This is a genomic window from Nonomuraea sp. NPDC050540, from assembly GCF_044457485.1.
Classification (GTDB): domain Bacteria; phylum Actinomycetota; class Actinomycetes; order Streptosporangiales; family Streptosporangiaceae; genus Nonomuraea.
Genome location: NZ_JBITHA010000016.1, coordinates 121,457 through 145,307 on the forward strand (window position 1 = coordinate 121,457; position 23,851 = coordinate 145,307).

A 23,851-nucleotide genomic window follows, 5' to 3' on the forward strand; every position below is an offset into this window, starting at 1 on the left:
TGTGGGCGATAAGAGGCGTTGGGGGATGCTGGGACTCGGCGTCAATGCCCACACGAGCGTCACGCTCGGGCTCTTCGGGCTTCCGCTGGTCATGCCGGACATCCAGCGCGACTTCCAGGTGTCGCTGCCCGTCGCGGCGGTGATCGGGAACGCTCCCGGCATCGGGATCCTGTTCGCCCTCGTCGCCTGGGGCGTGCTGGCCGACCGGCGCGGCGAGCGGGTGGTGCTCGGCGCCGGGGTCGGGCTGGCCTCGGTGTTCTTGGCGGCGGCGGCGTTCGCGCAGGCGGCGTGGGCGGTCGTCGCGCTGCTCGCGCTCGCGGGCGCGGCCGGATCGGCGGCCATGGTGGGCGGCGGGCGCATCGTGCTGCGCTGGTTCGACCCGCCGGAGCGCGGCGTCGCGATGGGGCTGCGGCAGGTCTCCTACACGCTCGGGATGGCGGTGGCGGGCTTCCTGCTGCCGGCGGTGTCCAGCGCGTACGGGCTGTCCGGCGTGCTGCTGGTCTGCTCCGGGTTCTGCCTGGTCGCGGCGGTCCTGGCCGGGCTGCTGCTGGCCGAGCCGCCGCGCGAACTGTCCGCGGCGAGCGCTCCGCAGGCGGCCTCGCCGTACCGGAAGAGCGTGTTGTGGCGGGTGCACGGCACGAGCGCGCTGCACGTCGTGCCGCAGATCGCGGTCAGCACGTACGGCGTGGCCTGCCTCGTCGGCACCTACGGGTGGGACACGGTGCACGCGGGGCAGCTTTTCGGGGCGGCGGCCATCGGGGGAGCGGTGGTGCGGATCGCGGTGGGGCGCTGGTCGGACCGGACCGGGTTGCGGATGGCGCCGTTGCGGATCCTCACGGTCACGACGGCGGCGGTGCTGGCGCTGCTGGTCGGCGCGCAGGCGGCCGCCGGGGCGGCGGCGATCGCGTGGGCGGGGCCGGTGACGCTGGCGCTGGCGGCGGTGCTCACCGTGGCGGGGAACGGGCTGGCCTATCTCGCGGCGGGGGAGCTGGCCGGGCCCGGCTGGGCGGGGCGGGTGCTCGGCACGCACAACGGCATCCAGAACGTCGTCGCCCTGGTCGCAGCGCCGCTGCTCGGTGTGCTGATCGCGCACGCGGGGTTCTGGGCGGGGTTCGGGGTCGGGCTGGTGTTGTGCCTGGCCTCGCTGCCGGTGGTCCCGGTCGGGTCGGAGCGGGGCCGGGGGGCGCCATGACGCCCGCGGGCTGTCCAGTGCTGTGACCGGGACGTCCACCGTGATCGGAAGGCGGCTCGCGGGACGAGCGCACGCGCAACGGCTGGTATTACTGGGGCATGCAGGAAGAGACGGCACGCTCCGCGATCGACACGTTCATCTCCGCGTTCAACGCCTCGGACGACAGCCATGTGACCGCCCTGCTCTCCCAGGCCCTGACCTCAGACGTGGTCTTCTGGGGGCCGTTGGGCCGCAGCGAAGGAATCGCGGCGGTCGAGCGGTTCGTACGGGACATTCGGCGCCACCCTGCGGGGACCGGCACGATGGTGCGCTGCTCAGCGGTGGACATGCCTGACGAGTGGGCCCGGTACAAGTGGGTCTTCACCACGCCGGGCGGAGGCCCCCGCCTGGCGGGAACGGACGTCGTCCATCTGCGGCGGAGCCTCATCGACCAGGTCATCGTCTTCGCGGGGGAGATCGGGCCGTCCGCCTCCTGAGCCGTTCTTCTGTCGCCGTCCTTCGCGGGAACTTGTCCCTTTCGGCACTCCTGGACTGCGGTGTTGAGGGGGCGCCCGCCACCGCCGGCACAGGTAGCGCGTAGGTCGGGGTGAGGCACAGCAGAAGCCTGCGGTGGGCCGGATCCCAACCTACGCGGTCACAGCGCTAGGGGCGCTGGAGCCAGGCCGCCGTGTCGGGCGGGAGCAGGCCGCCGTCGAGCGGGCCGCTCGACAGAAGCACGCTGTCGTACGGCGGAAGCCGCACGGGTTCCAGGCCGCAGTTGAGCACGCAGGTCAGCGGGCCACGGGTAAAGAAAAGCGCGCCCTCGGGGGAATCCAGCCACTCCACGGTGTATGGCAGGGAATGTACAAGTTCACGGCGGGTGGTCAGGGCTTGGCGGTAGAACTCGAGGGTCGAGGTGGTCTGCCCGGTCTGGGCTTCCGCGCTCAGTTCGCCGAAGGCCTCCGGCTGGGGGAGCCAGGGTTTGACGTCGCCGGGGGAGAAGCCGAACGAGGCGCCTCCGGCGGTCCAGGGAATCGGCACGCGGCAGCCGTCGCGGCCGGGGAGCTTGCCCTCGGACTGGAGGAAGACCGGGTCCTGGCGGGCTTCCGGGGGAAGATTCTTCACCTCGGGGAGGCCTAGTTCCTCCCCCTGGTAGAGGTATGCACTACCGGGCAGGGCAAGCATGGTGAGCAATGCGGCTTTTGCCCGCTTGAGGCCGGTGCCCGGGTCTTCGGTGTCGTAGCGGGTGCGGTGCCGTACGACGTCGTGGTTGGACAGCACCCAGGTCGCGAACGGGACCGTCGCCATCGTCTCGTCGATCACCTTCTTGAACGCCGTCGGCGACCACGGCGCCTGCAGCCACGCGAAGTTGAAGCTCTGGTGCAACTCGTCGGGGCGCACGTACTGGGCCAGATCCTCCGCCTTGTCCGTCCAGACCTCGCCGACGGCCATCCGCTCGCCGGGGTAGGAGTCCAAAACCTTGCGCCACTGCCGGTACACCTCGTGCACCTCCGGCTGCCCCCACACCGGCGAGACCGACGTGAACGACTGGTCCTCGACGTCGGGCAGCCCCTCGGCCTTGTACAGGCCCATGGCCACGTCGATGCGGAAGCCGTCCACACCGCGATCCAGCCAGAACCGCAGGACGTCCAGGAACTCCGCGTGCACCTCGGGATCGCGCCAGTTGAAGTCCGGCTGGCCCGGCGCGAACAGATGCAGATACCACTGCCCGTCCGCCGCCCGCGTCCACGCGGGCCCGCTGAACGTCGACTGCCAGTTGTTCGGCGGCAGCGCCCCGCCCTCCCGGAACAGGTAGCGCTCGCGCCGCTCGCCCCGCAGCGCCTCCTGGAACCACGGATGCCGGTCGGAGCTGTGGTTCGGCACGATGTCCACGACCACCCTCAGCCCGAGCTCGTGCGCGTCGGAGACCAGCGACTCGAAGTCGCCCAGCGTCCCGAACAGCGGATCGACGTCACGGTAGTCGGCCACGTCGTACCCGCCGTCGGCCATCGGCGAGGTGTAGAACGGCGTCAGCCAGATCGCGTCCACACCCAGGTCTCTGAGGTACGGCAGGCGCTCCCGGATCCCGGGGAGGTCGCCGACACCGTCACCGGAGGCGTCGGAGAAGCTGCGGACGTAGATCTCGTAGACGATGGCATCACGCCACCAGGGGATATCCATGTGGCGTGTCATGCCCGCTATGTCGGAGTGTTCACCATGCTGTGCGCCGCGTACACCAGATAGTCCCAGAGCCGCTTCTCCAGGTCCTCGGCCAGCTCCAGATCCTCGACCGCGTCGCGCATGTGCCGCAGCCAGGCTTCCCGCGCGGCCTCGTCGACCTGGAACGGCGCGTGGCGCATGCGCAGCCGCGGATGGCCGCGCTCCTGGCTGTAGGTCGTCGGCCCGCCCCAGTACTGGATCAGGAACCCGCGCAGCCGGTCCTCGGCGCCGGTGAGATCCTCCTCCGGGTACATGGGCCGCAGCAAGGGGTCCTCCTTGACGCCCTCGTAGAAGCGGTGCACGAGGCGCCGGAACGTCTCCTCGCCTCCGACGGCGTCGTAGAAGGAAATCTCAGTCACGGTATAAGCCTAAGTGTTAGGGAGCGATGGCTATTCCCGCCGCGTCCAGGGCGGCCTTGACCCGGAGCCTCAGCTCGCGGGCCACCTCGGCCTGGCGGGCCGGCAGCGTCTTGGCCGAGACCCGGAAGACCAGCGAGCTGTCCGACAGCTGCTCCACGCCGAAGACGCTCGGCTCCTCCACGATCACCGACTCGCGGTACTCGGGGTCCTCCCACAGCTCCGCGGTGACCCGCTGCAGCAGTTCGCGTACGGCGGCCACGTCGGAGTCGTAGGCCACCGGGACGTCCATGTAGGCGCGCGACCAGCCCTGCGACTCGTTGCCGACGCGGGCGATGGTGCCGTTGCGCACGTACCAGACCCGGCCGTCGGCATCGCGCAGCCGCGTCACCCGGAGCGTGACCGCCTCCACCGTGCCCACGGCGGCGCCCACGTCCACGACGTCGCCGACGCCGTACTGGTCCTCCAGCAGCATGAACATGCCCGCGATGAAGTCCTTGACGAGTTCCTGCGCGCCGAAGCCGATCGCCACGCCGAGGATGCCGACGCTGGTGAGCAGCGGGGCGATGGGGATGGTCAGCCGGTCCAGGACGGTCAGCACGGCGGTGCCGATGATGACGATCGAGGCGATGTGCTTGAGCACCGAGCCCATGGTCTCGGCGCGCTGCTTGCGGCGCTCGCTGAGGAGGGCGTCGATGCCGTCGGTGGCGGCGCCGTTCTTGCGGAAACGGCCGGCGATCGGGGTGGTGTTCGACGCCCGGTTGACGACCCGGCCGATGAGGCGGTGCGCCACGTTCCTGATGACGATGGCGATGACCAGGATGAGGATGATCGTGATCGTGGTGGCCACGACGGGCGCCCAGCCGCTGTTGCCCATCAGTTGCGCGAGGCCACTGCAGAACACCGTGTCCTTGCTGCAGAGGTCGGCCATGCCCGTGCCGAACTTGTCGATCGTGTCACTCAAGCCGGTGGAGGACGACGGCGACGGCGACGGTGATGGCTGTGGCGTGACGAGCACGAGGTGGATCCCCTCCGGATGCGGTTCGGTCGACGGTCACTAATGAGCAAATCGCCTCAAAAGATACCGCCGACCGAACCGGCCGCCGTCACATCACGCCGGGGAAGACGGGGTCGCCAGGGCCCGGGGCCGCGGAGGGCGGGCTTGGCGCTCCGGTGACGGACAGCTCGGACGGGACACACACCCGGAAGCATGTCCCGTGCCGTTCTCCGGGAGGGATCCCCCGATGCACCCTCCGGTTCGACCCGGAAGGCGGTCCAAGCGTTACGAGCTGAGAAAGGGCCGGAACCGGCGAGATGCCCAAGGATTCCGCAAACGGAAACCCTCCGCACCGGGCACCCCGCCGGCTCCGAGAGGCCGCGCTGGGCGCGGTGAGCCGAGGTGGCTGCGCTCCACCCGGATCACCGCATGGTCACTCCCCCACCGCGGCGAGCACGCGTGCGACCTTGGTCGCTGCACCGGCCGGATCGTCGGCCGTGTGCATCCGTTCGCCCCATGACCAGCAGTACCACCAGTCGGGGACGTCGGCGTTCGGCCGGCAGGTGACGTTTTCGGACAGGCTGGTGGCCGCTGGATTGATGACCCGTACGAAGAGCCGGCCGGACTGCGTCCGCACTACTCTGGCGAGCAGCCCATGGCTGCAGAGTTCCGCCGCGAGCCTCTCCAAGTGTCCGACGTTGTCGCCTCCCACCTCGATGCCTCCCTTGAATCGTTGCTGGTGAGCAAAAGATGACTCAAGTCGGCCGGTGACGCAACGAGGCCCCCCCGTGCACAGGGAGCGACCTTCTCCCTAGTGGGTTGTAAGAAACAGTCCGCGGGGGGACGATCCTTAACCGTAAGCTTCAAGAGGACGTTTTCAACCTGTCATTAATGGGCCATAGTTCTTGGTAGGCGCAGTGCTATCTTCGGATTACGCTGCGTCAGCGGTAGCGGACCCGTCGGGACGTGTGTGAGAGGGGCCGGGATGTCCGGCAGACAGCACAGGGAAACGGAAATGGCACGGCGGATCCGGGCCAAGGGCCTCGCCGCCGGCCGGACCGCTGCCCAGATCGCTGAGGAGATCCACGAAGCCTGTGAGCCACAGTTCGGGACGACCAAGATCAAAGGTCATCGCCTGAGCCACGGCATCGCGCTGGCAGACGTCATCGAGCAGGTGCGCGCCCTGTTCGAACGAGATGAGAAGCCGCCGCCGGGCATCGGTGAGACGTTGCTGTCGGCGTACGAGAGCGGGCTCAAGCGGCCCGGACCCGAATACCTCCACTACCTGTGCAGCGTCTACCGGGTCGAGCCCAAGTCGCTCGGTTACGACGGCCCCTGCATCTGCGGACACGGGCACCGGATGCCCGGCGTGGTCCGCAGCGAGACGATCGACACCATCGAGATCGACCGCCCGCGCGACATCTGGGTCCCGGCCTCCTCGGCCGAGCCGACGGACGAGGCCGGGGAAGAGCACGAGAACGTCATGCGCAGGACGTTGTTAAAGCTGCTCAGCGGCGACACGTCGCTCAAGCTCGACGCCCAGGTCATCGGCGCCGCCGAGGGCATCAGGAGACGGATGGACGAGATGCTGGTCTCGTCCTCCGTCTCCGCCGCCATGCTCGACCAGTGGGAGGACGCCACTCTCGCGTTCGGCCGGCAGTACACCACGACCGCCCCGCTGCGGCTCCTGTGCGACGTGCTGCTGGAGCTGAGCGCGGTGCGCACCGCGATGTCGCGCAGGCAGCCGATCGACCTTCAGGAACGGCTGTGCCGCATGGCCGCCCAGCTCGCCGGGCTGAGCGGCATGATCATGATCAACCTGGGCGACCACCGGCTGGCCCGATCCTTCTTCCGCACCGGCCGTACCGCGGCCGACGAGACGGGCGACCGGGCCCTGCGCGCGTGGGTCACCGCTCGCGAAGCCCTCGTACCCCTCTATTACGGCGACGCCCGCGAAGCGCTCAACCTCGCGAAGAAGAGCCGCGACCTGGCCGGCCAGACGTCCTGCGCGGCGCAGGCCATGGCGCCGGTCGTCGAGGCCCGCGCGCTCGCCATGATCTCCGGCACCGACAGCAAGAAGGAGATCGTCGACCAGGCCAAGCGCGCGCTGACGCGGGCCAGGACGGCCTTCGCCCACATGAAGGCGCACGAGCAGGAAGACGTCGCCTTCGGCTACACCGAGAAGCAGCTCTACTTTTATCAGGGTGACGTCCTCACCAAGCTCGGGCAGACGCTCGAAGCGGAGGTCGTCCTCGGCCAGGCGCTCGACAAGTACTCCGACCACATCCTCGACCAGACGCTCATCCGCCTGGACCAGGCGCAGTGCCGCCTGATCGAGGGCGACGTCGACGAAGCCCTCAAGATAGGCACGGCCGCTCTCACGAAACTGAGCGACGAGTACCGCACCGAACTCGTCATGCGGCCCGCTCTGCAGCTGGAGCAGTCTGTGAGAGCCAAGGAACCCAACCACCCCGACCTGCCTGGCTACCGGAGTCAGCTCTTCAAGGCGCCCGTCGGGGAAGGGAGCAATGGTGCATGAACCTGAAGATCAGGCGCTACCGCTGGTCTGACCTTGACACGATCCTCGCTCTGCACCGGATCTGCCTCGCGGAGGTGGGCCTGGCACCGGGCGACGGCGTCTACTACGACGACGACTTCCCTCGCATCCAGGAGATCTACCTGGCCTGCGGCGGCGAGTTCCTCGTCGGCGAGGTCGACGGCCGGGTCGTGGCCATGGGCGGTGTCAAGCCCGTCGACGCCGGCATGGCCGAGATGTGCCGCCTGCGGGTGCATCCGCAGTTCCAGCGGCGCGGGTTCGGCCGGGCCATGGTGCAGGCTCTGGAGGCGCGGGCACTGGAGCTCGGCTTCCACAGCGTCCAGGGCGACACCACGCTCAACCAGAAGGCCGCCTTGGCGCTGTACTTCGCGCTGGGGTGGCTGGAGGTCTCACGGCGGCGCGTGGGGTCGCTGACCGTCGTGTTCATCGAGAAGCGCCTCACCTCCGCGGCGGTCGCGGACCGCTGATCCGTCCTTCTCCGGGCGCCAGTCACCACTGGCGCCCTTTCCGCGTCCGGGGGCGCGTGGGAAGAGATGCCCAAGGTGGGCGGGAGAATTGTGGGGAATGGACGATTCGTCAAAGGGGCCGGGTAGGGGTGTGCGGACCCGTGAGTGAGGCCCTTCACTCCGAGTGGTAGAGGAGCCTCACCAGCTCCGGGCTGTACACCGGCGGCTGCTGATTGTAGTGCCATGCTTTTCCCATGGCAGGCGTGCCCGCTCCCCGACCCCTCCTGGGAGCCGTGCTTCTGTTGTTCGTCAGCGCCGCTTGGGGGTCGGCGTTTCCGCTGATGAAGGACCTCATTCACCGGTTACCAGTGGAGGATCTGCTCGCCGAGCGATACACCATCGCGGCGATCACACTCGTTCTCCTCCGGCCGGGGTGTCTGCGGGGGCTTTCGCGGTCCACCTGGACCAACGCGATCGTTCTCGGGGTGATGTTCGGTGTGGGGCAGACGGCCCAGGCGGTCGCGCTGGAGAGTCTGCCCTCCTCGGTGTCCGGTTTCGCGGTGGGGTGCAGCGTGATCATCACGCCGCTCCTCGCGCTGGCGCTCTTCCGGGTCCGCGTCCCGACGCGGGTGTGGATGGGAGTGGCGCTGGCGATGGCGGGGATGACGGTGTTCACCCTGCTGAGCGGGGCCGAGGACCACGAGCTATCCATTGTCGCGCTGGCCGTCACGCTCGGGGCGGCGGCGCTCTACTCGGGGCACACGCTGCTGCTGGCGCGGGTGTCCAGGGCCGGGCAAGGCTACGACGCCTATGCCGTCACCGTCATCCAGCTGGCCACGATCGGCCTGTTCACCGGCGCCTTCGCGGCGCGCGACGGGATCGTGGTCCCGTCCACCGGGGGCGACTGGATGATCCTGGCGCACCTGTCCGTGGTGGCGTGCGCGCTGGGCTTCCTGGCACGTTCCTACGGGCAGATCCACGTGCCGGCGGTGCCGAGCGCGGTGCTGATGTCGTCGCAACCGCTCTGGGTGGCGGCGATCGCGGTGCTGTGGTTCAGCGAGCCGGTCGGGATGAGCCTGATCATCGGCGGCGGGCTCATGGCGGGGGCGATGCTGCTCGTCGTGCCCGGCCGCGGCGGTCCGCCGATGGCGGGCGAGGCGGAGAAGACCGAGCAGCCGCCGCCGGGCTCCGACGCCGGGCTGCTGCGGGTCTCGCGCCGCGCGGCGAAGGTCCTCGCGGACCTTCGGGTCAAACGCGACGATCCACTCAGGTTGGTCCGTACGGCGCTGCCGATCGTTCCGGTCAAGGCGATGGCCTGCGCGGAACGGGAGTCGTGCCCATGGAACAACCGAGCCGTCAAGGGCAGCGGCGAGCCGAGTCTCGACCGCCTGCTCCAGCGTGCCACGGCGATCGTCCGGGCGCGCTCGGCCACGGGACCGGGGTGCTGCCAGTCGGTGACCTTGCTGGGTCGCTGCCTGTGCACGCTCATCGAGGAAGCCGAACAGCAGAAGGTCACGGCCGCAAGCTGGTTTCGGCCCAACTAATCAACAAATAACGGCCAATAAGCTACAACAAGTTCTAACCTATTGGCCTCCGGCTTATTCCTTATAAATCTTGATATTCGGTGGAGTGTCCGAATAATGGTGAATTACCCCGTACTAGAGAGGTACACCATGAAGCGCATCGTCGTCCGTAAGCCAGGAACCGCGAAGCTTACCGGGACCTCCAGCGTCATTCACCAGGGGTGATCGAGAAGAGGTCCCATCTCAGGGTTCAGGGTGCACCACCGGCCCGAGTGGACGACATGGCGTTGCTGGTGCCGCCGATCGACGCGCACCGGCTGCCTCATGGTCCCTATACCGTCGGGGCAGCGCTACTGCACCACCTCGTGCCGGCCGCCATGGAACGTTCCGAACGTCTCGTGGCGGCCCACGACATCGAGATCCGTGCGGCGGCGCCCGGTCTTCGCGACCGGGTGCCGGCCCGCCGGGTGACGCTCGACGCCGAACTGCCCGACGACGAGCGGATCCTGGTCCCCGCGCCCCGCCGTACGCTGAGGATCGCCAACGGACTGGCCGAGTTCGTGCGCGCCGCCGCTGCGCCCGGCGGCGCCGTCGTGGTGAGCAACGCGGCATGGGCCGACCCCACCGACGCCGAACTGCTGACCGTGCTGATGCGCAGGGTTCCGGCGGAGGTGCTGAGCTTCACCGTCTATGAAGACGGTCCCGACCATCCCGGCGACGAGCGCGACGCCGAGGAACTGTGGCGCGTCGTCGATCGGTGCGTGCGGGAGGGATTCCTGCACGCGGTGGCCGAACTGGGCGAGCGCGGCATGGACCGAGCCCCGGCCGGAGGAACCCTGTGGTGGCGCTTCGCCCAGCGCACCGCGACCGCGCTCGGCGGGCTCGGCCGTACCCGGGAGGCGCGGGCGCTGTGGGAGCATGTGCGGCGCGTGAGCCAGGATCCGGCCGTCCACGCCGCCGGCGCGTACGGCACCGCCATGCTGGACGCCCGCCACCCCGATCCCGCGCAACGCGACCTGGGCCGGGCCCGCGCCTGGCTCAACCAGGCGATCGCCATCTCGACCCTGCTGCCCGACCCGGTCGAGCGCGCCTTCAAGCTCGGCTTCGACCGCAACGGCCTGGCCCTGGTGGAGCTGCGGCTCGGCAACGCCGGGCGGGCGCTGGAGCTGGTCGAGTCGGCGCTTCAGCTGGCCAAGGAACTGGGGGAGCGGCACCCGGTGCACCGGATGGTGCTGCTGGCCAACCGCGCGCAACTGCTGGCCGGAGCGGGCCGTACACGCGAGGCGCTCCAGGACTACGACGCGGCGATCGCGCTGGACCCGGCCTTCCCCGACTACTACGTCGACCGCGGGAACCTGCGCTTCCGGCTCGGCCGGTACGCCGAGGCGCTGGCCGACTACGAAGCGGCGATCGAGGCGGGCCCGCCGCTGCCCGAGGCGTACTACAACCGGGCCGAGCTGCGCCTGGCCGAGGGCGACGAGGAAGGCGCCCTGGCCGACCTGGGCCACGTGATCGTGCTGGATCCCGGCTACCTCGACGCCTACATCAACCGAGCCGGCCTGCTGGCCGCCGCCGAGCGGGACGAGGAGGCCAGGACCGACGTGACGGCCGGGCTGCTGCTGGCGCCGGGCAACCCGCACCTGCTGGCCGTGCTCGGTCAGCTGGAGACGTCCGCGGGCCGGTACGACGCCGCGCACGAGGCGTTCGAGCTGGCCCTCGCGGCGGCGCCCGAGCTGGCCGCGGCCTGGGCCAACCGGGGCGTGCTGCGCTACGAGACGGGAGATCTGGAGGGCGCGGTGGCCGACCTGACGCGGGCGCTGGAGCTGGAACCGCAGGCCGACGTGCACGCCAACCGGGCCGTCGCGCTGCGCGAGCTGGGCCGGACCACGGAGGCCGCCTGGGACGAGAAGCGGGCCGCCGACCTCGCGTAGATCACGATGATTGGCCATGATGGGGCCATGCGGGGGCGGTGGGCGAGGGCGGCGGCGGTCTACGCCGCGCTGGGGCTGGTGTGGTGGGCCAGTGTCGAGCTGGTCTACCAGGCCGTCGGCTGTGAGGACTGGGGATGCCTGGCCACGCTGCTCGGGTCCCAGGCGGCGATCTCGGCGGCGGTGCTGGTCGGCGCCGGGTACCTGCTGCGGCTGGTGAACGTGGCACGGGCGGCGGCGACCGGGTGGCTGGCCGCGGTGCTGGCCGCGCTGGTCCTGCTGGGGCAGTGGGTGCTGCCGGTGTGGACCGACACGGTGCCGGACAGCGTGTCGGCGGTGATGGCGTTCGGGCTGAGCGGGGCGGCCGCGGCGGTGGTGACGGAGCGCGGGCTGCCGGGATGGCTGCGGGTGCTGGTGCTCCTGGTCGTGGGGTCGGCTGTCCCGCTGACGCTGGCGTGGGTCCTGGCCACCGGAAACGGCTGACCGGGGTGAACGCCGGGCCGCGTTCGCGCTGGACGGTCGGGGTGGGCGCCTGGGCGGGCTTGTGCCGGGCGATCGGGTGAGCACCCGGCGGGGCCGTACCGGAAAAGTCAGGCGGGGAAGACCTGGACGTGCGCGTCGGCGACGCGCAAGCGGACCTCGTCGCCCGGTGTGAGGCCGGATGCCGCGCGCGAGGAGATGTCGGCGAAGACCGTGGCGGGGTGGCCGTTGACCTGGACCTGTGTGTAGACGCGGGTGGTGGCGCCGAGGAAGACGGTGACGTCCACGGTGGCGCGGGCGCCCTCGCCTTCGCCTTCGCGGGAGAGCTCGACGTCCTCGGGGCGGAACATGGCGAGGACCCGCTCCGACGGCGCGGGCACGTCGAACGCCCCGCCCGCGCGCACCCTGCCGTCGACCGCGGACAGTTCGAGCGTGTTGCGGTTGCCGACGAAGCCGGCGGCGAAGCGGGTCGAGGGCGCGGTGTAGATCTCGGCGGGCGGGCCGCACTGCTCGATGTCGCCGGCGTTCATGACCGCGACGCGGTCGGAGATGGCCAGCGCCTCGGCCTGGTCGTGGGTGACGAAGACGGTGGTGATGCCGACCTGGTGCTGGATGCGGCGGACCTCGTCGCGCAGCCGGGTGCGTACCTGGGCGTCGAGGGCGGACAGCGGCTCGTCGAGCAGCAGCACCTCGGGGCCGGGCGACAGGGCGCGGGCCAGCGCGACGCGCTGCTGCTGGCCGCCGGACAGCTGGTTCGGCAGCCGGTCGCCCAGCTGGTCGAGGCCGACGAGGGCGAGCATCTCGTCCACGCGCTCCCGCGTGCGCCCGCGGTCCTCCTTGCGCACGGTGAGCGGGAAGGCGACGTTGCCGCGGACGGTGAGGTTGGGGAAGAGTGCGTAGGACTGGAAGACCATCCCGATCGGCCGCTTCCTGACCGGCACACCGGACATGTCGGCCCCGCCGATGGTCAACCGGCCGCTGTCGAAGGCGGTCAGGCCGGCGATGCAGCGCAGCAGCGTGGTCTTGCCGCAGCCGGAGGGTCCGAGCAGCGCCAGCATCTCGCCCTGTTCCACGTGGACGCTGACGCCGTTGAGCGCGGTGTGGCCGGAAAAGCGCTTGGTGATGCGGTCGAGTACGACATGGCTCATGAGATGGTGTTCCCTCCCATGCTCGCGCTCACCCGGCCGCGGCCGAGCCAGACGACCAGGGCGGACAGCGCGAACAGCAGGCCGAAGGTGAAGATGGTGACGACGGCGAGCGCGTTGGGGTCGCCGAGCGTGCGGGAGACGAACTGGCGGGCCGACCACAGCGGAAGCGTCTCGAAGCTGACGCCGGTGAGGATCTTGGCCAGCGCGAACTCGTTCATGGCGGTCGCGATGACCAGCAGCGCGCCGGAGACGACGCCGCCGCGGATGGCCGGCACGATGACCTTGACCAGCGTCCGCATCGGGCCGGCCCCGCACGTCGCCGCGGCCTCGCTCAGCTGTACGGCTCCCGCCGCCAGCAGCGAGCTCTCCACCGCCCGGTACATGAACGGGAAGGCGATCGCCGCGGTCGAGGCCGCCAGCAGCCAGAACGTGCCGAACAACTGCGGCGCCACCGACTTGGTGACGAGCTGGATCCCCGCCCCCACGACCACCCACGGGATCGCGAACGGGATGACGGCGATCGTCTGGATCATCGAGCCGATGCGCGGATTGTGCACCACCGACCAGTACGCGGCGGGCACGACCAGCACGATCTCGATGGCGACCACCACGGCCGACAGCAGCAGCGAACGCCCGAGCGCGCCGACCACGTCCGGCTTGGCGAAGACGTTGATCCAGTGGCTCAGCGTGTAGCCGTCGGGCAGCGGGGTGTCGGTCCACCGCGTGGCCACCGAGTAGAGCAGCGCGGCCAGCAGCGGCAGGCCGAAGTAGACGGCCAGCAGGCCGAGGAGGACACGTCTGGTCACAACCACCTCGCGGCGCGCTTGAGGCAGAGCCGGTAGAGCACGGTGGCTCCGATGGCCAGGATCATGAGCAGCACCGACAGGACGGCGGCGCGGCCGAGGCCGAAGACCGAGGTCTCCAGCGTGGTGCCGATCTGCAGGGTGATGAGCTTCTGCGAGCCCGGCGAGGCGGCCACCGCGTACGCGACGGCGTAGACCCCGATCGTCCAGGTGAAGACGAGCAGCCAGCCGGCGGCCACGAACGGCGCCAGCACCGGGACGCCGACATACCGCCAGAACTGCCAGCGGGTCGCCTTGCAGACCTCGGCCGCTTCCTGCCAGTCGTCCTTGAGCACGCTCAGCGCGGGCAGCGTGAGCAGGACGAACATCGGCACGTTGAAGTACAGGTAGACCAGGTTCATGCCGTTGAAGGAGCCGGTCGAGGGGAACGGGTTGCCCGCGATGCCGAGCAGCGCCTTCAGGATGAGCGTCAGCATGCCGGTGGAGCCGATCAGCGCGACGAAGCCGAAGGCCAGGCCGATGCCGGCGAAGTTCGACGCCACGTTCATGAGCGAGAGCCAGAAGGCGCGCCCGCCCAGCCGCATCCGGGTGATCAGCCAGGCCGCGGGGGCGCCGATCGCGGTGGCCAGCGTGGCCTGCGCGACGCCGAGCGCCAGCGAGCCGCCGATGGCCTGGCGGTCCACGGGGTTGCTCGCGACCTTGGTGATGTGCTCGAAGCCGAGACCGCCGTCCGGCAGCGCGAAGCTCTCGTACACCAGCATGATCGCGGGCAGCACCAGCGTGGCCGCCGTGAACAGCAGCAGGGGCAGCGCGGGCCCCCACCTGGTGAGGAATCTGCGGGGGGATGACCGGCGCGTGAGGATCGCCGGTCGTCCCTCTACGTGGGAGGTCACGCGAGAACCTTGGCCTCCCAGTCGGCGACGATCGTCTCGACGTTGACCTTGGTGATCTCGATCTCCTTCACGGGGGCGTACGCGCTTTCCGGCAGCCAGTTGGCCTTCGCCTCGGCCGGGACCCGGAGGTCGCCGTTCAGGGCGCGGATGGGGCGGGCGCCGAACTTGGCGAACAGGAGCTGGGCCTCGTCGGACAGCACGTACTCGAGGAAGCCCTTGAGAAAGTCGCCCTTCTGGGTGTTGTACCTGTTGATGATCAGGCCGGAGGGCGACCAGACGGAGCCGTCGGCCGGGATGATCACCTCGACGTTGACGTTCTTCTCCTTCAGCGCGGCCTTCTGCGCGATGCCGTTGAAGTCGTAGTTGATCTGGATGGGGGCCTCGCCCTTCTCCAGCGTCTCCTCGCTCATCTTGACGTCGCTGAGGTTGCCGGCGTCCTTGAGCTTCTTGAAGTAGCCGTAGGCGGGGGCCAGGTTCTCGGCCGAGCCGCCGTTGGCGACGGCGGCGGCCACGACCATGGCCTGGCCGGTGCCGGACGAGGCCGGGTTCTTGGTGGAGATCATGCCCTTGTACTCGGGCTTGAGCAGGTCGGCCCAGCTCTTGGGCGGGTTCTTGACCTTGTCGGTGTTGACCACGAAGGCGGGCGCGCCGACGAAGGTGGCGACCCAGCCGCCCTTGCCCTTCTGCCAGTCCTTGAGCTTGGCCGCCGACGGCGGCTGGTAGACGGGCACCACGCCCTTGGCCTCGGCGACCGGGCCCCACATCAGGCCGATGTCGCTGGCCGTGGCGATGGGGTTGGCCTTCTCCGCGTCGATGCGGACGATCTCCTCCGAGGAGGACATGTCGGTGTCCTTGTGGGCGCAGGTGCCGTTGTGCTTGGCGCAGAACGCCTTCACCACCTCGCCGTAGTTGGCCCAGTCGGGGGCCAGGCCGTACGTGGGCAGGTCCTTGCCCTGCTCGGCGATCTTCGCTGCGTCCGGTGCGGCGGCCCAGTCGTAGTCACTCGCGCCCGCTCCGCCACAGGCCGTCAGCGCGAACAGGGATGCGAGAGCAACCCCGATACGAAGTTTCATCCTTTATCTACCCTTCTGAGGGATTTCGCACCGAATGCTGGCTTATGTCGGATATCCCTCGGGCTTCAAGGAGGTGAATTCGGGGTGAACTCGCGCCTTGCCATCGAGAGGGGTGGCTTTCGGCATGTCTAGTCCAGGTGTACGGCCCGGCCAATGTGTGAATTGCCTATGGCGGCCATAGGCAGAGGCGTATAGCCGCTGTCTATCGGGGGCATCAGGCTTATCCCCCTTGTCCGGAACATCCCTGGCAATGAGGCTTTGCCGTACTAGACCATGAGAGGAAAGGAACTCGATGGCGACGATCCCGAGTCGCTACCTGCTCAACCACATCGGAGGCGAATGGCGTGCCCCCGAGAGCGGGCAGACCCGGCCGAACATCAACCCGGGCGACGTCTCCGACCACATCGGGGACTTCGCCGAGTCCGGCGGCGCCGACGTCGAACTGGCCGTCGAGGCGGCCGCCGCGGCCATGCCGGCGTGGAAGGCGCTCGGGCCGATCAAGCGGGCCGAGTACCTGCGGGCAGCCGAGCGCCTCATCGAGGAACGGGCCGAGGACTTCGCCCAGGCGATCACCCGTGAGCAGGGCAAGCTGCTCAAGGAGGCCCGCGGCGAGGTGAAGCGGGCCCTCGCCATCCTCGACTTCACCGCGGGGGAGGGGCGGCGGCTCAAGGGCGAGACGCTGCCGGCGGAGGAGCCGCGGACGTTCGCCTACACCTTCCGCACGCCCATCGGCGTCGTCGGGCTGGTCACGCCGTGGAACTTCCCGCTGGCCATCCCGATGTGGAAGGTCGCGCCCGCGCTGCTGGCCGGGTGCGGGGCGGTGCTCAAGCCGTCGCCGTTCACGCCGCTGACCGCGGCGCTGCTGGTCGAGGCGTTCGTGGACGCGGGCGTGCCCGCCGGGGTGCTCAACCTCGTGCAGGGCGACATCGCCGCGGGCGAGGCGCTGGTCTCCCACCCGAGGGTGGCCGGCATCAGCTTCACCGGATCGCTGCCGGTGGGCCTGGCCATCCACACCGCCGGCGCGCCCCGCCTGCTGCGCACGCAACTGGAACTCGGGGGCAAGAACGCCGTGCTGGTGCTGGCCGACGCGGACCTCGACAAGGCGGTGAAGGCCACGGCGTTCGGCGCCTTCGGCCAGTCCGGGCAGCGGTGCAGCGCCACCTCACGGGTCATCGTGGACAAGGCCGTCAAGGAGCGGTTCCTGGACAGGCTGGTCGCCGAGGTCGCCCAGATCAAGGTCGGCGCCGACATCGGCCCGGTGATCAACGAGGCGCGCATGCAGGCCTGCCTGGACGCGATCAGAACGGCCCAGGAGACCGGCGCGAAGGTCGTGGCGGGCGGCGGCCGCGCTCCCGGCGACGGCTTCTACGTCGAGCCGACCGTGCTGCGCGACGTGCCGTGGGACAGCGAGATCGCCCAGGAGGAGATCTTCGGGCCGGTGCTCTCCGTGGTCGACTGCGACGGGTTCGACGACGCCATGCGCATCTCCAACTCCGTCAAGTACGGCATGAGCGGCACCATCTTCACCCAGGACCCGGCCCTCATCTTCGAGGCGCTGGAACGCTTCGAGGCCGGGATGCTGCACGTCAACCGGCCAGGTGTGGGCGCGTACGCGCACCTGCCGCACATGGGCGCCAAGTTGTCGCAGTTCGGCCCGCCCGAGTGTTCGCCGCAGGTCTGGGACTTCTACACCGAGTGGCGGTCGGCGTGCGTAAGTTACTGACCGCCACCGAGGCCGTGTCCCGGTTCGTCGAACCCGGCGCGGTCGTCGGGATGGGTGGGCAGAACATCAACCGTTGCCCGATGGCGCTGGTCCACGAGGTGATCAGGCAGGGGATCGGCGGGCTCACCGTGGTGGGCTGCAACCTGTCGCTGCCGCTGGACATGCTGGTCGCGTCCGGGCTGGTCGCCCGTACCGAGCAGGGCACGGGCAACCTTGAGCGGTACGGCACGCTGTTCGCCTGGCGGCGGGCGGTGGAGCGGGGCGAGGTGTCGGTGGGCGACCACTCCCACCTGGCCATGGCCACGCGGTTCGCGGCGGGGGCGCTCGGGCTGCCGTTCCTGCCGACGCGCAGCCTGCTCGGGACGGATCTGCTGGAGGACCTGGTGACCTCCGGGGTGGCCGTCGAGTCGGTGGATCCGTGGACGAACAAGCCCGTGGTGCTGCTGAAGGCGTTGACACCGGACGTGGCGGTGATTCACGCGAATCGCGCCGACACTTCCGGAAATATCGTGATCGAGGGGGTTACGTCGCATGAAGTGGACATGGTCCGGGCGGCGCGCGTCACCATCGTCTCGGCCGAGCAGGTGCTGCCCGCCGGCGCCTTCGCCGACCGGCCCGAGCAGGTGACCATCCCCGAGGCGTACGTCACCGCCGTCGTCGAGCAGCCCTTCGGCGCCTTCCCGACCTCCGTGTACCGGGCCTACGACTTCGCCGAGGCGGAGATCAAGGAGTACCAGGCGCTGGGCCGTACCGGGGACGGGGAGTTGCGCGCCTGGATCGCGGCCAACCTCGGCGGCGGTTTCGACGACTACCTCAAGACCCGCGACGCGTCCGGCGCCCTGCGCGACGGCCTCGTGGAGCAGATGCGGAGACTGGTGTGAGCGACGTGACCAGGGGAGGCGGCGAGGCGCTGCCGCGCGAACTGCTCGTGGTCGAGGGCGCCCGGCAGATCCGCGACGGCGACCTGGTCATCGTGGGCACCGGGCTGCCGCTGCTGGCCGCCACCCTGGCGCAGAAGACGCACGCCCCCGAGGCCAAGCTGGTCATCGAGTCGGGGGTGGTGTTTCCCAAGGTGGTGCCCACCCCGGTCTCGGTCGTGGACCCGAGGCTGATGCGCGGCGCCGCCCGGCACGGCTCGCTGTTCGAGGCCCTCGGCGGGCTCGTCCAGCGGGGGCTGGTCAGGACCGGGTTCCTGGGCGGCGCGCAGGTGGACGAGTACGCGAACATCAACTCCACCTGGGTCCCCAGGCCGGACGGCTCGCAGGTGCGGCTGCCGGGCAGCGGTGGGGCGAACGACATCGCCAGCCATTGCTCGCAGGTCGTCATCCTGACAAATCATGAAAGGCGGCGGTTCCCGGCTCGGTGTGACTACATCACCAGCCCGGGGTTCCTGGGCGGGCCGGGGGAACGCGCCAAAGCCGGACTCGGCCCCCTGCGCGTCAAGGTCGTCACCGATCTGTGCGTGATGGAGGCCGAGGACTCGGCCCTCACCGTCACGGCGCTGATGCCGGGCGCGACGGCGGACGCCGTACGCGAGCACACCGGGTTTGTCCCGAAATTTCGTGAGTCGCTGGACCTTGTGGTCCCGCCGGACCCCGAGGAGATCCGCCTCCTGCGCGAGGAGATCGACCCGGCATGTGTGTACTTCCCAGAGAGGAAACCCCGTTGACCGACAAGAAGCCTTTCGCCTGGGAAACGGCGATCGCGTGGAAGAACAAGGACCGCATCGTCGTACGCGGCTACGACGTCAACGAGCTGACCGGCAACATCTCCTTCGCCGAGCACTTCCACCTGGTGCTGAAGGGCGAGCTGCCCACGCCCGAGGTCGGCAGGATGACCGACGCGATCATGGTGAACATGGCCGAGCACGCCATGTCCCCCTCTTCGGCCACGGTCCGCTTCGCCACCAGCGGCGGCGCCGAGCTCAACTCCGCCGTGGCCGCCGGCGTCGCCGGCATCGGCCGCCTGCACGGTACCGCCGACCGCCCGGCCGAGCTGTTCCTGAAGGTCGCCGCGCGGGCCGAGGCGGAGGGCATCGCCGACACCGAGGCCGCCGCGAAGGTCGTCGCCGAGATGCGCGCGATCAAGGAGCGCATGCCCGGCTTCCACCACGCCCAGCACATCCGCGACCCGCGCACGGTCCGCCTGATGGAGCTGTCGGACAAACTCGGCGTCACCGGCCGGTACGTCACGATCGCCCGCGCGATGGAGGACGCCACCGAGGCCGTCTTCGGCCGCCGGATCTGGATCAACGGCCCCGGCGCCATGGGCTGCATCGGCCTCGACATGGGCTACGAGCCGCCGCAGCTCAAGGCGTTGTTCATCGTGTGCAGGTCGCTGTCGCTGTGCGCGCACTCGATCGAGGAGATGACCAGGGAGAAGGGCTGGCGCGCCTCGTCGAACTCGCACATGGTCCAGCCGCTGGACCTGTCGATGCAGGGTCCGGACAACTACGACGGTCCGGCCGACCGCACGCTCGGCTAACCAGCGGTGACGCCTGGGACCAGTGATGTCCATTAGCGGACAAAGGGCATTCTGGTCCTCCGGGTAGGCGATAACGTGATCGCTTCGGGGTCGGGGGGCTTCGCGCTCAGGCCTGGAGGCACGCATGGCGGTGAGGTCTCCCGTGTCCGCGGTGATCTCGATGGTGATGGCGTTCGGACTCGGGACGGCGGGCGGGTGCGGCCACGCCGACCGGCCGGGAGCCCGCGTCCCCGAGACCGCCGCCCTGTCCTTCCTGCCGCAGGTCGCGGTGCCCGACCTCGTGGGGCGCCAGCTGGCGGTGGTCCAGCGTGAGGTGCAGGGCCTCGGTCTGGTCCTCACGCCGAAGGGCATCTCGCCGCTGTCGGTCTGCCGCCCGGACGAGGTCTGCCGCATCTTCGCGGTACGGCCCGCCCCCGGCACCAAACTCGCCTGGGGCGCCAAGGTGGAGGTCTCGTTCCTGACCGCCGCCGAGTCCCGCTTCTACCGCGAGCACCCCCGCATGCCGCGCGTCGTGGGCAGGAGCGGCGCCTGGGCGGCGATCGTGTTCCAGCCGGTCATGGGCCTGGTGGACGTGGCGACCCAGCCCGAGCGCGGCCTTCCGCGCGGCACCGACCGGGTGCTGCTCCAGTCGCCGCAGCCGGGCACTCCGCTGGTGTTCGGCCAGCCGGTCAAGTTCGTCGTGGGTGAGAGCCGGGCCGGCCGGCCGTGCGGCGTGCGCTGGTGGTGCTGACGCCGGTCACCCGGGCCGGTGATCACTGCCGTAGAGGTGCACCCGCCGGCCGCGGTAGTCGAGGTCGCGCAGGTGGCGGTGGCCGATGCGCTCGGCGACCGAGATCGAGCGGGTGTTTCCCGGCAGGATCAGCGAGATCACCTGTTCGGCGCCGAGTTCGGTGAAGCAGAAGGCCAGGGCGGCCCTGGCCGCCTCGGTGGCATAGCCCTTGCCCCAGTGCTCGCGGGCCAGGCACCATCCGACGCCCAGGCCGGGGAAGCCGTGCGGCTGCCAGGGTCCCGCCCGGCCGACGAAGCGGCCGCTCGCCTTCTCCACCAGCGCCCAATGGGAGTAGCCGAGGATCTCGCGATGGCCGATGAACGTGGCCAGGCTGCGCCAGGCGTCGGCCGGCGTGGTGCCCACGGTCTCGGCGAGCCCGCCGGCCACGTCGGGGTCGGCGAGCATGGCGGCGTAGGCGTCGAAGTCGGACCCGGTCAGCGGACGCAGAATCAGCCGTTCAGTTTCCATGATCCCAGTATTGACAGCAGGGCCGCGCGGAGAGACCGTGTTCCATATGCGGAACAACGCCCGCTTTGCCCATGTCCAGACCTTCGACATCGACCGGGTGGCCGCGGCCGCCGGAGCCGACCCCGACGTGCTGCGCATGGAGAACCTCGACACCGACGTGCCACCGCCGCCGAACGCCGTCACCGCGACCGCGCAGGCGCTGGCCACCGGCCAGGGCAACAGCTGGCTGCCCTTCAACGGCCTGCCCGTGCTGCGTGAGGCGCTCGCCGCCGACCTGCGCGAGCGTACCGGCCACGACTACGACCCCGCCCGCCAGATCGTCGTGACCTCCAGCGGCACCGCCGCGGTCATGCCCGTCCTGCTCGCCACCACCGAGCCGGGCCAGCGCGTGGTGCTCACCGACCCGACCTACGCCGGCCTCCTGCAGCGCGTACGGCTGGCCGCCGCCCAGCCCCACCTGGTGCCGCTGCGTGTCGACGGCGGCATGTGGCGCCTCGACCGCGACGCGCTCGCCCAGGTCACCGAGGCGGCGGCGATCATCATGATGAGCCCGTCGATGCCCGCCGGCGTCGTCCTCACCCACGAGGACTGGAGTGCCGTGGCCGAGGCGTGCGAACGCCTGGACGCCTACCTGATCTACGACGCGGCCATGGAGCGCATCGTCTTCGACGGCCACCCGAGGATCAACCCGTGCCGGGTGGACGGCCTGGCCGCGCGGACGATCGTCATCGGCTCCATGTCGAAGGAGTACCGGATGATCGGCTGGCGGATCGGCTGGGTGGCGGGACCCGCCGACATCCTGTCCCGCGTGCTGACCGCGGTCACCTACAACACCACGGTGGCCAGCGGCTTCGCCCAGATCGGCGCGGCCGTCGCGATCAGCGAGCCCAGCGGGGTGGCCGAGGCGGTCGCGGAGTACCAGGCCCGGCACGAGGCCGTGGTCGGCCAGCTCGCCGGCCTCCCGCTGGTCCGGGCGGCGGGCGGCTGGTCGTGCCTGGTGGACGCCGAGGAACTCGGCATCGGCGCCAGGGAGCTGTCCGACCGCCTGCTGGCGCGCGGCAGGATCGCCGCCACCCCGATGACCGCCTGGGGCGAGGAGGTCGCCCGCCGCTACGTCCGGCTGGTGTACAGCAACGAGCCGGTCAAGCGGCTCAACGAACTGCGCGACCGGTTCGCCGCCGCCCTCGCCTAACCCGTCCGGGGGAGCAGCAGGGTCTTGCCGGTGACCGTCCTGGCCTCCATGGCGGCGTGCGCGTCGGCCGCGCGCGCCAGCGGCAGCCGCCGGCCGATGACCGGCCGCAGCCGTCCCGCCGCGGCCTCCGCCATCGCCAGCCGGGCCAGTTCGCGCGGGTCCGTCGAGGGAAACGTGACGGCGGTGAGGCGCGCCTCTGGCACGGTCATGGGACCGCCCGCCATCCCGTAGGCGCTGATCCGGCCGCCGTCGCGCAGCAGCGCCTGCGCCGCCGCGCCGATCTCGCCGCCGACGCCGTCGAAGACGACGTCCAGCCCATCCGGTACGGCCGCGCGCACCCGCCCCGTCCAGCCCGGATCGGTGTAGTCGACGGTCAGCTCGGCGCCGAGTTCCTCCGCCAGGGCCCGCTTGCCCGCGCTGCTCGCCGCGCCGATCACCCGGGCACCCGCCGCCGCGGCCAGCTGCACCAGCAGACTGCCCACCCCGCCGCCGGCCGCCTCGACCAGCACCCACTCACCCGGCCGGGGCGCGGCGGCGGTGAACAACCCCATGGCCGTCCTGCCGTCGGCCAGCAGCGCCACCGCCTCCTCGGCCGACAGCCCGTCCGGCACCGGGATCAACTGCCCGGCCTGCGCGACGGCCAGTTCTGCGTAGCCCCCGGTGCCGCCCAGCGTCGTCACCACGCGGCGCCCGGCCGGCTCTCCGGTCAGCGCGCGGCCGGCCACGCCGTTGCCCAGCACCGCGGGCAGCTCGACCCGGCGCGGGCCCCGGCCCGCGCGCACCTGCGTCTCCACGAACGTCACCCCGGCCGCCGCCACTTCGACCAGCACCTCGCCGGGTCCCGGCACCGGATCGGGGACCTCCTCCTCGGTCAGCCGGTCCGGCCCGCCGTACTCCCGCAGGACGATCGCCTTCATCGCACACCTCACCTCAATAACGGAGCGCAACGCTCCGGAAAGAAATCTATAACGGAGCGGAACGCTCCGCAAACCGCTATCCTGACCGCATGAGAGGCAGGCAGGCCGAAGCCCGGCGTAACGACCTCAAGCTGCTCGAAGCCGCCCTGGAGGTCTTCACGACCCAGGGCTTCGACGCGCCCGTCTCGGCCATCGCCAAGCGGGCCGGCGTCGGCATGGGCAGCCTCTACCGGCGCTACCGCACCAAGGAGGAGCTCCTGCAGCGGCTCGCCGTCATCTCCATGGAGCGCGCGGCGGGCGCGGCCGAGGACGGGCTGCGGGAGGAGGACCCCTGGCTGGGTCTGGCCGGATACATCCGGGCCTGCGTGGACTTCGGCTCGGGCAGCCTGGCGCCGGTGGCCGGGACGATCGCGGTCACCGAGGAGATGTGGCAGGTCAGCGAGCGGGCCGGCGCCGCCATCGGCGAGCTCATCGGCCGTGCCCGCACCTCCGGCGCGCTGCGGCCCGACGTCACCGACCTGGACATCGCGCTGCTTATCGAGCAGTTCAACCGGCCCGTCGCCGGGGTGCCGCACCTCAGGGACCGGCTGCTCACCCTCGCCCTCGACGGGCTGCGCGCCCCGGAGCCGACGCCGCTGCCCGGCCCCGCTCCAGATCGTCATTGGTATGAATCCCGATGGGGTGAACGGCTACCGTAAGACAC

24 protein-coding genes are annotated in these 23,851 nt (G+C 70.5%); 14 read left to right on the top strand and 10 right to left on the bottom strand.

The window, feature by feature from the left end:
• Positions 1-25: 25 nt before the first annotated feature.
• Together ACIBI5_RS40705 and ACIBI5_RS40710 are read left to right on the top strand one after the other, a co-directional pair.
• Complete coding sequence (locus tag ACIBI5_RS40705) at positions 26-1,192, top strand: MFS transporter (RefSeq protein WP_397255016.1); 1,167 nt, start codon at positions 26-28, stop codon at positions 1,190-1,192.
• A 98-nt stretch (positions 1,193-1,290) separates the two neighbouring features.
• Positions 1,291-1,668, top strand: coding sequence for a nuclear transport factor 2 family protein (locus ACIBI5_RS40710; protein WP_397255018.1), 378 nt, complete (start codon positions 1,291-1,293; stop codon positions 1,666-1,668).
• A 166-nt stretch (positions 1,669-1,834) separates the two neighbouring features.
• On the opposite strand, the gene ACIBI5_RS40715 is transcribed toward ACIBI5_RS40710, so the two are convergent.
• From ACIBI5_RS40715 to ACIBI5_RS40730, 4 genes are all read right to left on the bottom strand, one after another.
• Positions 1,835-3,352: an alpha-amylase family glycosyl hydrolase gene (locus tag ACIBI5_RS40715; RefSeq protein WP_397255020.1), complete on the bottom strand. Its 1,518-nt coding sequence runs from the start codon at positions 3,350-3,352 to the stop codon at positions 1,835-1,837.
• A 17-nt stretch (positions 3,353-3,369) separates the two neighbouring features.
• Positions 3,370-3,750, bottom strand: coding sequence for a globin (locus ACIBI5_RS40720; RefSeq protein ID WP_397255022.1), 381 nt, complete (start codon positions 3,748-3,750; stop codon positions 3,370-3,372).
• Between the two features lie 16 nt (positions 3,751-3,766).
• The gene (locus ACIBI5_RS40725; RefSeq protein WP_397255024.1) at positions 3,767-4,711 is read right to left on the bottom strand and encodes a mechanosensitive ion channel family protein; all 945 of its coding nucleotides are present in this window, start codon (positions 4,709-4,711) and stop codon (positions 3,767-3,769) included.
• A 466-nt stretch (positions 4,712-5,177) separates the two neighbouring features.
• Positions 5,178-5,432 (bottom strand): hypothetical protein, encoded by a 255-nt coding sequence (locus ACIBI5_RS40730; protein ID WP_397255026.1) that lies wholly within the window; start codon positions 5,430-5,432, stop codon positions 5,178-5,180.
• 297 nt (positions 5,433-5,729) lie between these two features.
• Between ACIBI5_RS40730 and ACIBI5_RS40735 the strand changes: the two genes are divergently transcribed.
• From ACIBI5_RS40735 to ACIBI5_RS40755, 5 genes are all read left to right on the top strand, one after another.
• Positions 5,730-7,283: an XRE family transcriptional regulator gene (locus ACIBI5_RS40735; RefSeq protein ID WP_397255027.1), complete on the top strand. Its 1,554-nt coding sequence runs from the start codon at positions 5,730-5,732 to the stop codon at positions 7,281-7,283.
• Complete coding sequence (locus ACIBI5_RS40740; protein WP_397255029.1) at positions 7,280-7,768, top strand: GNAT family N-acetyltransferase; 489 nt, start codon at positions 7,280-7,282, stop codon at positions 7,766-7,768. The genes ACIBI5_RS40735 and ACIBI5_RS40740 overlap by 4 nt, the downstream gene beginning before the upstream one ends.
• Before the next feature lie 233 nt (positions 7,769-8,001).
• Positions 8,002-9,291 (top strand): DMT family transporter, encoded by a 1,290-nt coding sequence (locus ACIBI5_RS40745; protein WP_397255031.1) that lies wholly within the window; start codon positions 8,002-8,004, stop codon positions 9,289-9,291.
• A gap of 260 nt (positions 9,292-9,551) precedes the next feature.
• Positions 9,552-11,201 carry a tetratricopeptide repeat protein gene (locus ACIBI5_RS40750; RefSeq protein WP_397255033.1) on the top strand — a complete coding sequence of 550 codons (1,650 nt, stop codon included), beginning with the start codon at positions 9,552-9,554 and terminating at the stop codon, positions 11,199-11,201.
• Between the two features lie 27 nt (positions 11,202-11,228).
• Positions 11,229-11,681 (top strand): hypothetical protein, encoded by a 453-nt coding sequence (locus ACIBI5_RS40755; protein ID WP_397255035.1) that lies wholly within the window; start codon positions 11,229-11,231, stop codon positions 11,679-11,681.
• Positions 11,682-11,788: 107 nt separating this feature from the next.
• Here the strand turns inward: ACIBI5_RS40755 and ACIBI5_RS40760 are convergent, their stop codons facing one another.
• Genes ACIBI5_RS40760 through ACIBI5_RS40775 form a run of 4 tightly spaced genes read right to left on the bottom strand, consistent with a single transcriptional unit; the run spans position 11,789 to position 15,595 of the window.
• On the bottom strand, positions 11,789-12,826 hold the full coding sequence (locus ACIBI5_RS40760) for an ABC transporter ATP-binding protein (protein ID WP_397255037.1): 1,038 nt from the start codon (positions 12,824-12,826) through the stop codon (positions 11,789-11,791).
• Positions 12,823-13,632, bottom strand: a complete 810-nt coding sequence (locus ACIBI5_RS40765) for an ABC transporter permease (RefSeq protein ID WP_397255039.1) — start codon at positions 13,630-13,632, stop codon at positions 12,823-12,825. Before ACIBI5_RS40765 ends, ACIBI5_RS40760 begins: the two co-directional genes overlap by 4 nt.
• Positions 13,629-14,522 carry an ABC transporter permease gene (locus ACIBI5_RS40770; RefSeq protein ID WP_397255041.1) on the bottom strand — a complete coding sequence of 298 codons (894 nt, stop codon included), beginning with the start codon at positions 14,520-14,522 and terminating at the stop codon, positions 13,629-13,631. The genes ACIBI5_RS40765 and ACIBI5_RS40770 overlap by 4 nt, the downstream gene beginning before the upstream one ends.
• Positions 14,519-15,595, bottom strand: a complete 1,077-nt coding sequence (locus ACIBI5_RS40775) for an extracellular solute-binding protein (RefSeq protein ID WP_397255043.1) — start codon at positions 15,593-15,595, stop codon at positions 14,519-14,521. Before ACIBI5_RS40775 ends, ACIBI5_RS40770 begins: the two co-directional genes overlap by 4 nt.
• A gap of 292 nt (positions 15,596-15,887) precedes the next feature.
• Between ACIBI5_RS40775 and ACIBI5_RS40780 the strand changes: the two genes are divergently transcribed.
• The 5 genes from ACIBI5_RS40780 to ACIBI5_RS40800 all read left to right on the top strand — a co-directional run bounded on the left by ACIBI5_RS40780 (position 15,888) and on the right by ACIBI5_RS40800 (position 20,532).
• On the top strand, positions 15,888-17,318 hold the full coding sequence (locus tag ACIBI5_RS40780) for an aldehyde dehydrogenase family protein (protein WP_397255045.1): 1,431 nt from the start codon (positions 15,888-15,890) through the stop codon (positions 17,316-17,318).
• The gene (locus ACIBI5_RS40785; protein ID WP_397255047.1) at positions 17,303-18,199 is read left to right on the top strand and encodes a CoA transferase subunit A; all 897 of its coding nucleotides are present in this window, start codon (positions 17,303-17,305) and stop codon (positions 18,197-18,199) included. Before ACIBI5_RS40780 ends, ACIBI5_RS40785 begins: the two co-directional genes overlap by 16 nt.
• A complete protein-coding gene (locus tag ACIBI5_RS40790) occupies positions 18,196-18,987 on the top strand; it encodes a CoA-transferase subunit beta (RefSeq protein WP_397255049.1) in 792 nt (263 codons plus the stop codon). The genes ACIBI5_RS40785 and ACIBI5_RS40790 overlap by 4 nt, the downstream gene beginning before the upstream one ends.
• Positions 18,984-19,802, top strand: a complete 819-nt coding sequence (locus ACIBI5_RS40795) for a citrate/2-methylcitrate synthase (protein WP_397255051.1) — start codon at positions 18,984-18,986, stop codon at positions 19,800-19,802. Before ACIBI5_RS40790 ends, ACIBI5_RS40795 begins: the two co-directional genes overlap by 4 nt.
• Positions 19,803-19,926: 124 nt before the next feature.
• On the top strand, positions 19,927-20,532 hold the full coding sequence (locus ACIBI5_RS40800) for a hypothetical protein (RefSeq protein WP_397255053.1): 606 nt from the start codon (positions 19,927-19,929) through the stop codon (positions 20,530-20,532).
• A gap of 6 nt (positions 20,533-20,538) precedes the next feature.
• On the opposite strand, the gene ACIBI5_RS40805 is transcribed toward ACIBI5_RS40800, so the two are convergent.
• The gene (locus ACIBI5_RS40805; protein ID WP_397255055.1) at positions 20,539-21,039 is read right to left on the bottom strand and encodes a GNAT family N-acetyltransferase; all 501 of its coding nucleotides are present in this window, start codon (positions 21,037-21,039) and stop codon (positions 20,539-20,541) included.
• 46 nt (positions 21,040-21,085) lie between these two features.
• Between ACIBI5_RS40805 and ACIBI5_RS40810 the strand changes: the two genes are divergently transcribed.
• On the top strand, positions 21,086-22,231 hold the full coding sequence (locus tag ACIBI5_RS40810) for a pyridoxal phosphate-dependent aminotransferase (protein WP_397255057.1): 1,146 nt from the start codon (positions 21,086-21,088) through the stop codon (positions 22,229-22,231).
• On the opposite strand, the gene ACIBI5_RS40815 is transcribed toward ACIBI5_RS40810, so the two are convergent.
• Positions 22,228-23,148, bottom strand: a complete 921-nt coding sequence (locus ACIBI5_RS40815; RefSeq protein WP_397255059.1) for a zinc-binding dehydrogenase — start codon at positions 23,146-23,148, stop codon at positions 22,228-22,230. The genes ACIBI5_RS40810 and ACIBI5_RS40815 overlap by 4 nt on opposite strands.
• A gap of 89 nt (positions 23,149-23,237) precedes the next feature.
• Here ACIBI5_RS40815 and ACIBI5_RS40820 point away from each other — a divergent pair, with 89 nt between their 5' ends.
• Entirely contained in the window at positions 23,238-23,846 is a 609-nt protein-coding gene (locus tag ACIBI5_RS40820) for a TetR/AcrR family transcriptional regulator (protein WP_397255061.1), read from the top strand.
• The last annotated feature ends 5 nt before the right edge of the window (positions 23,847-23,851 follow it).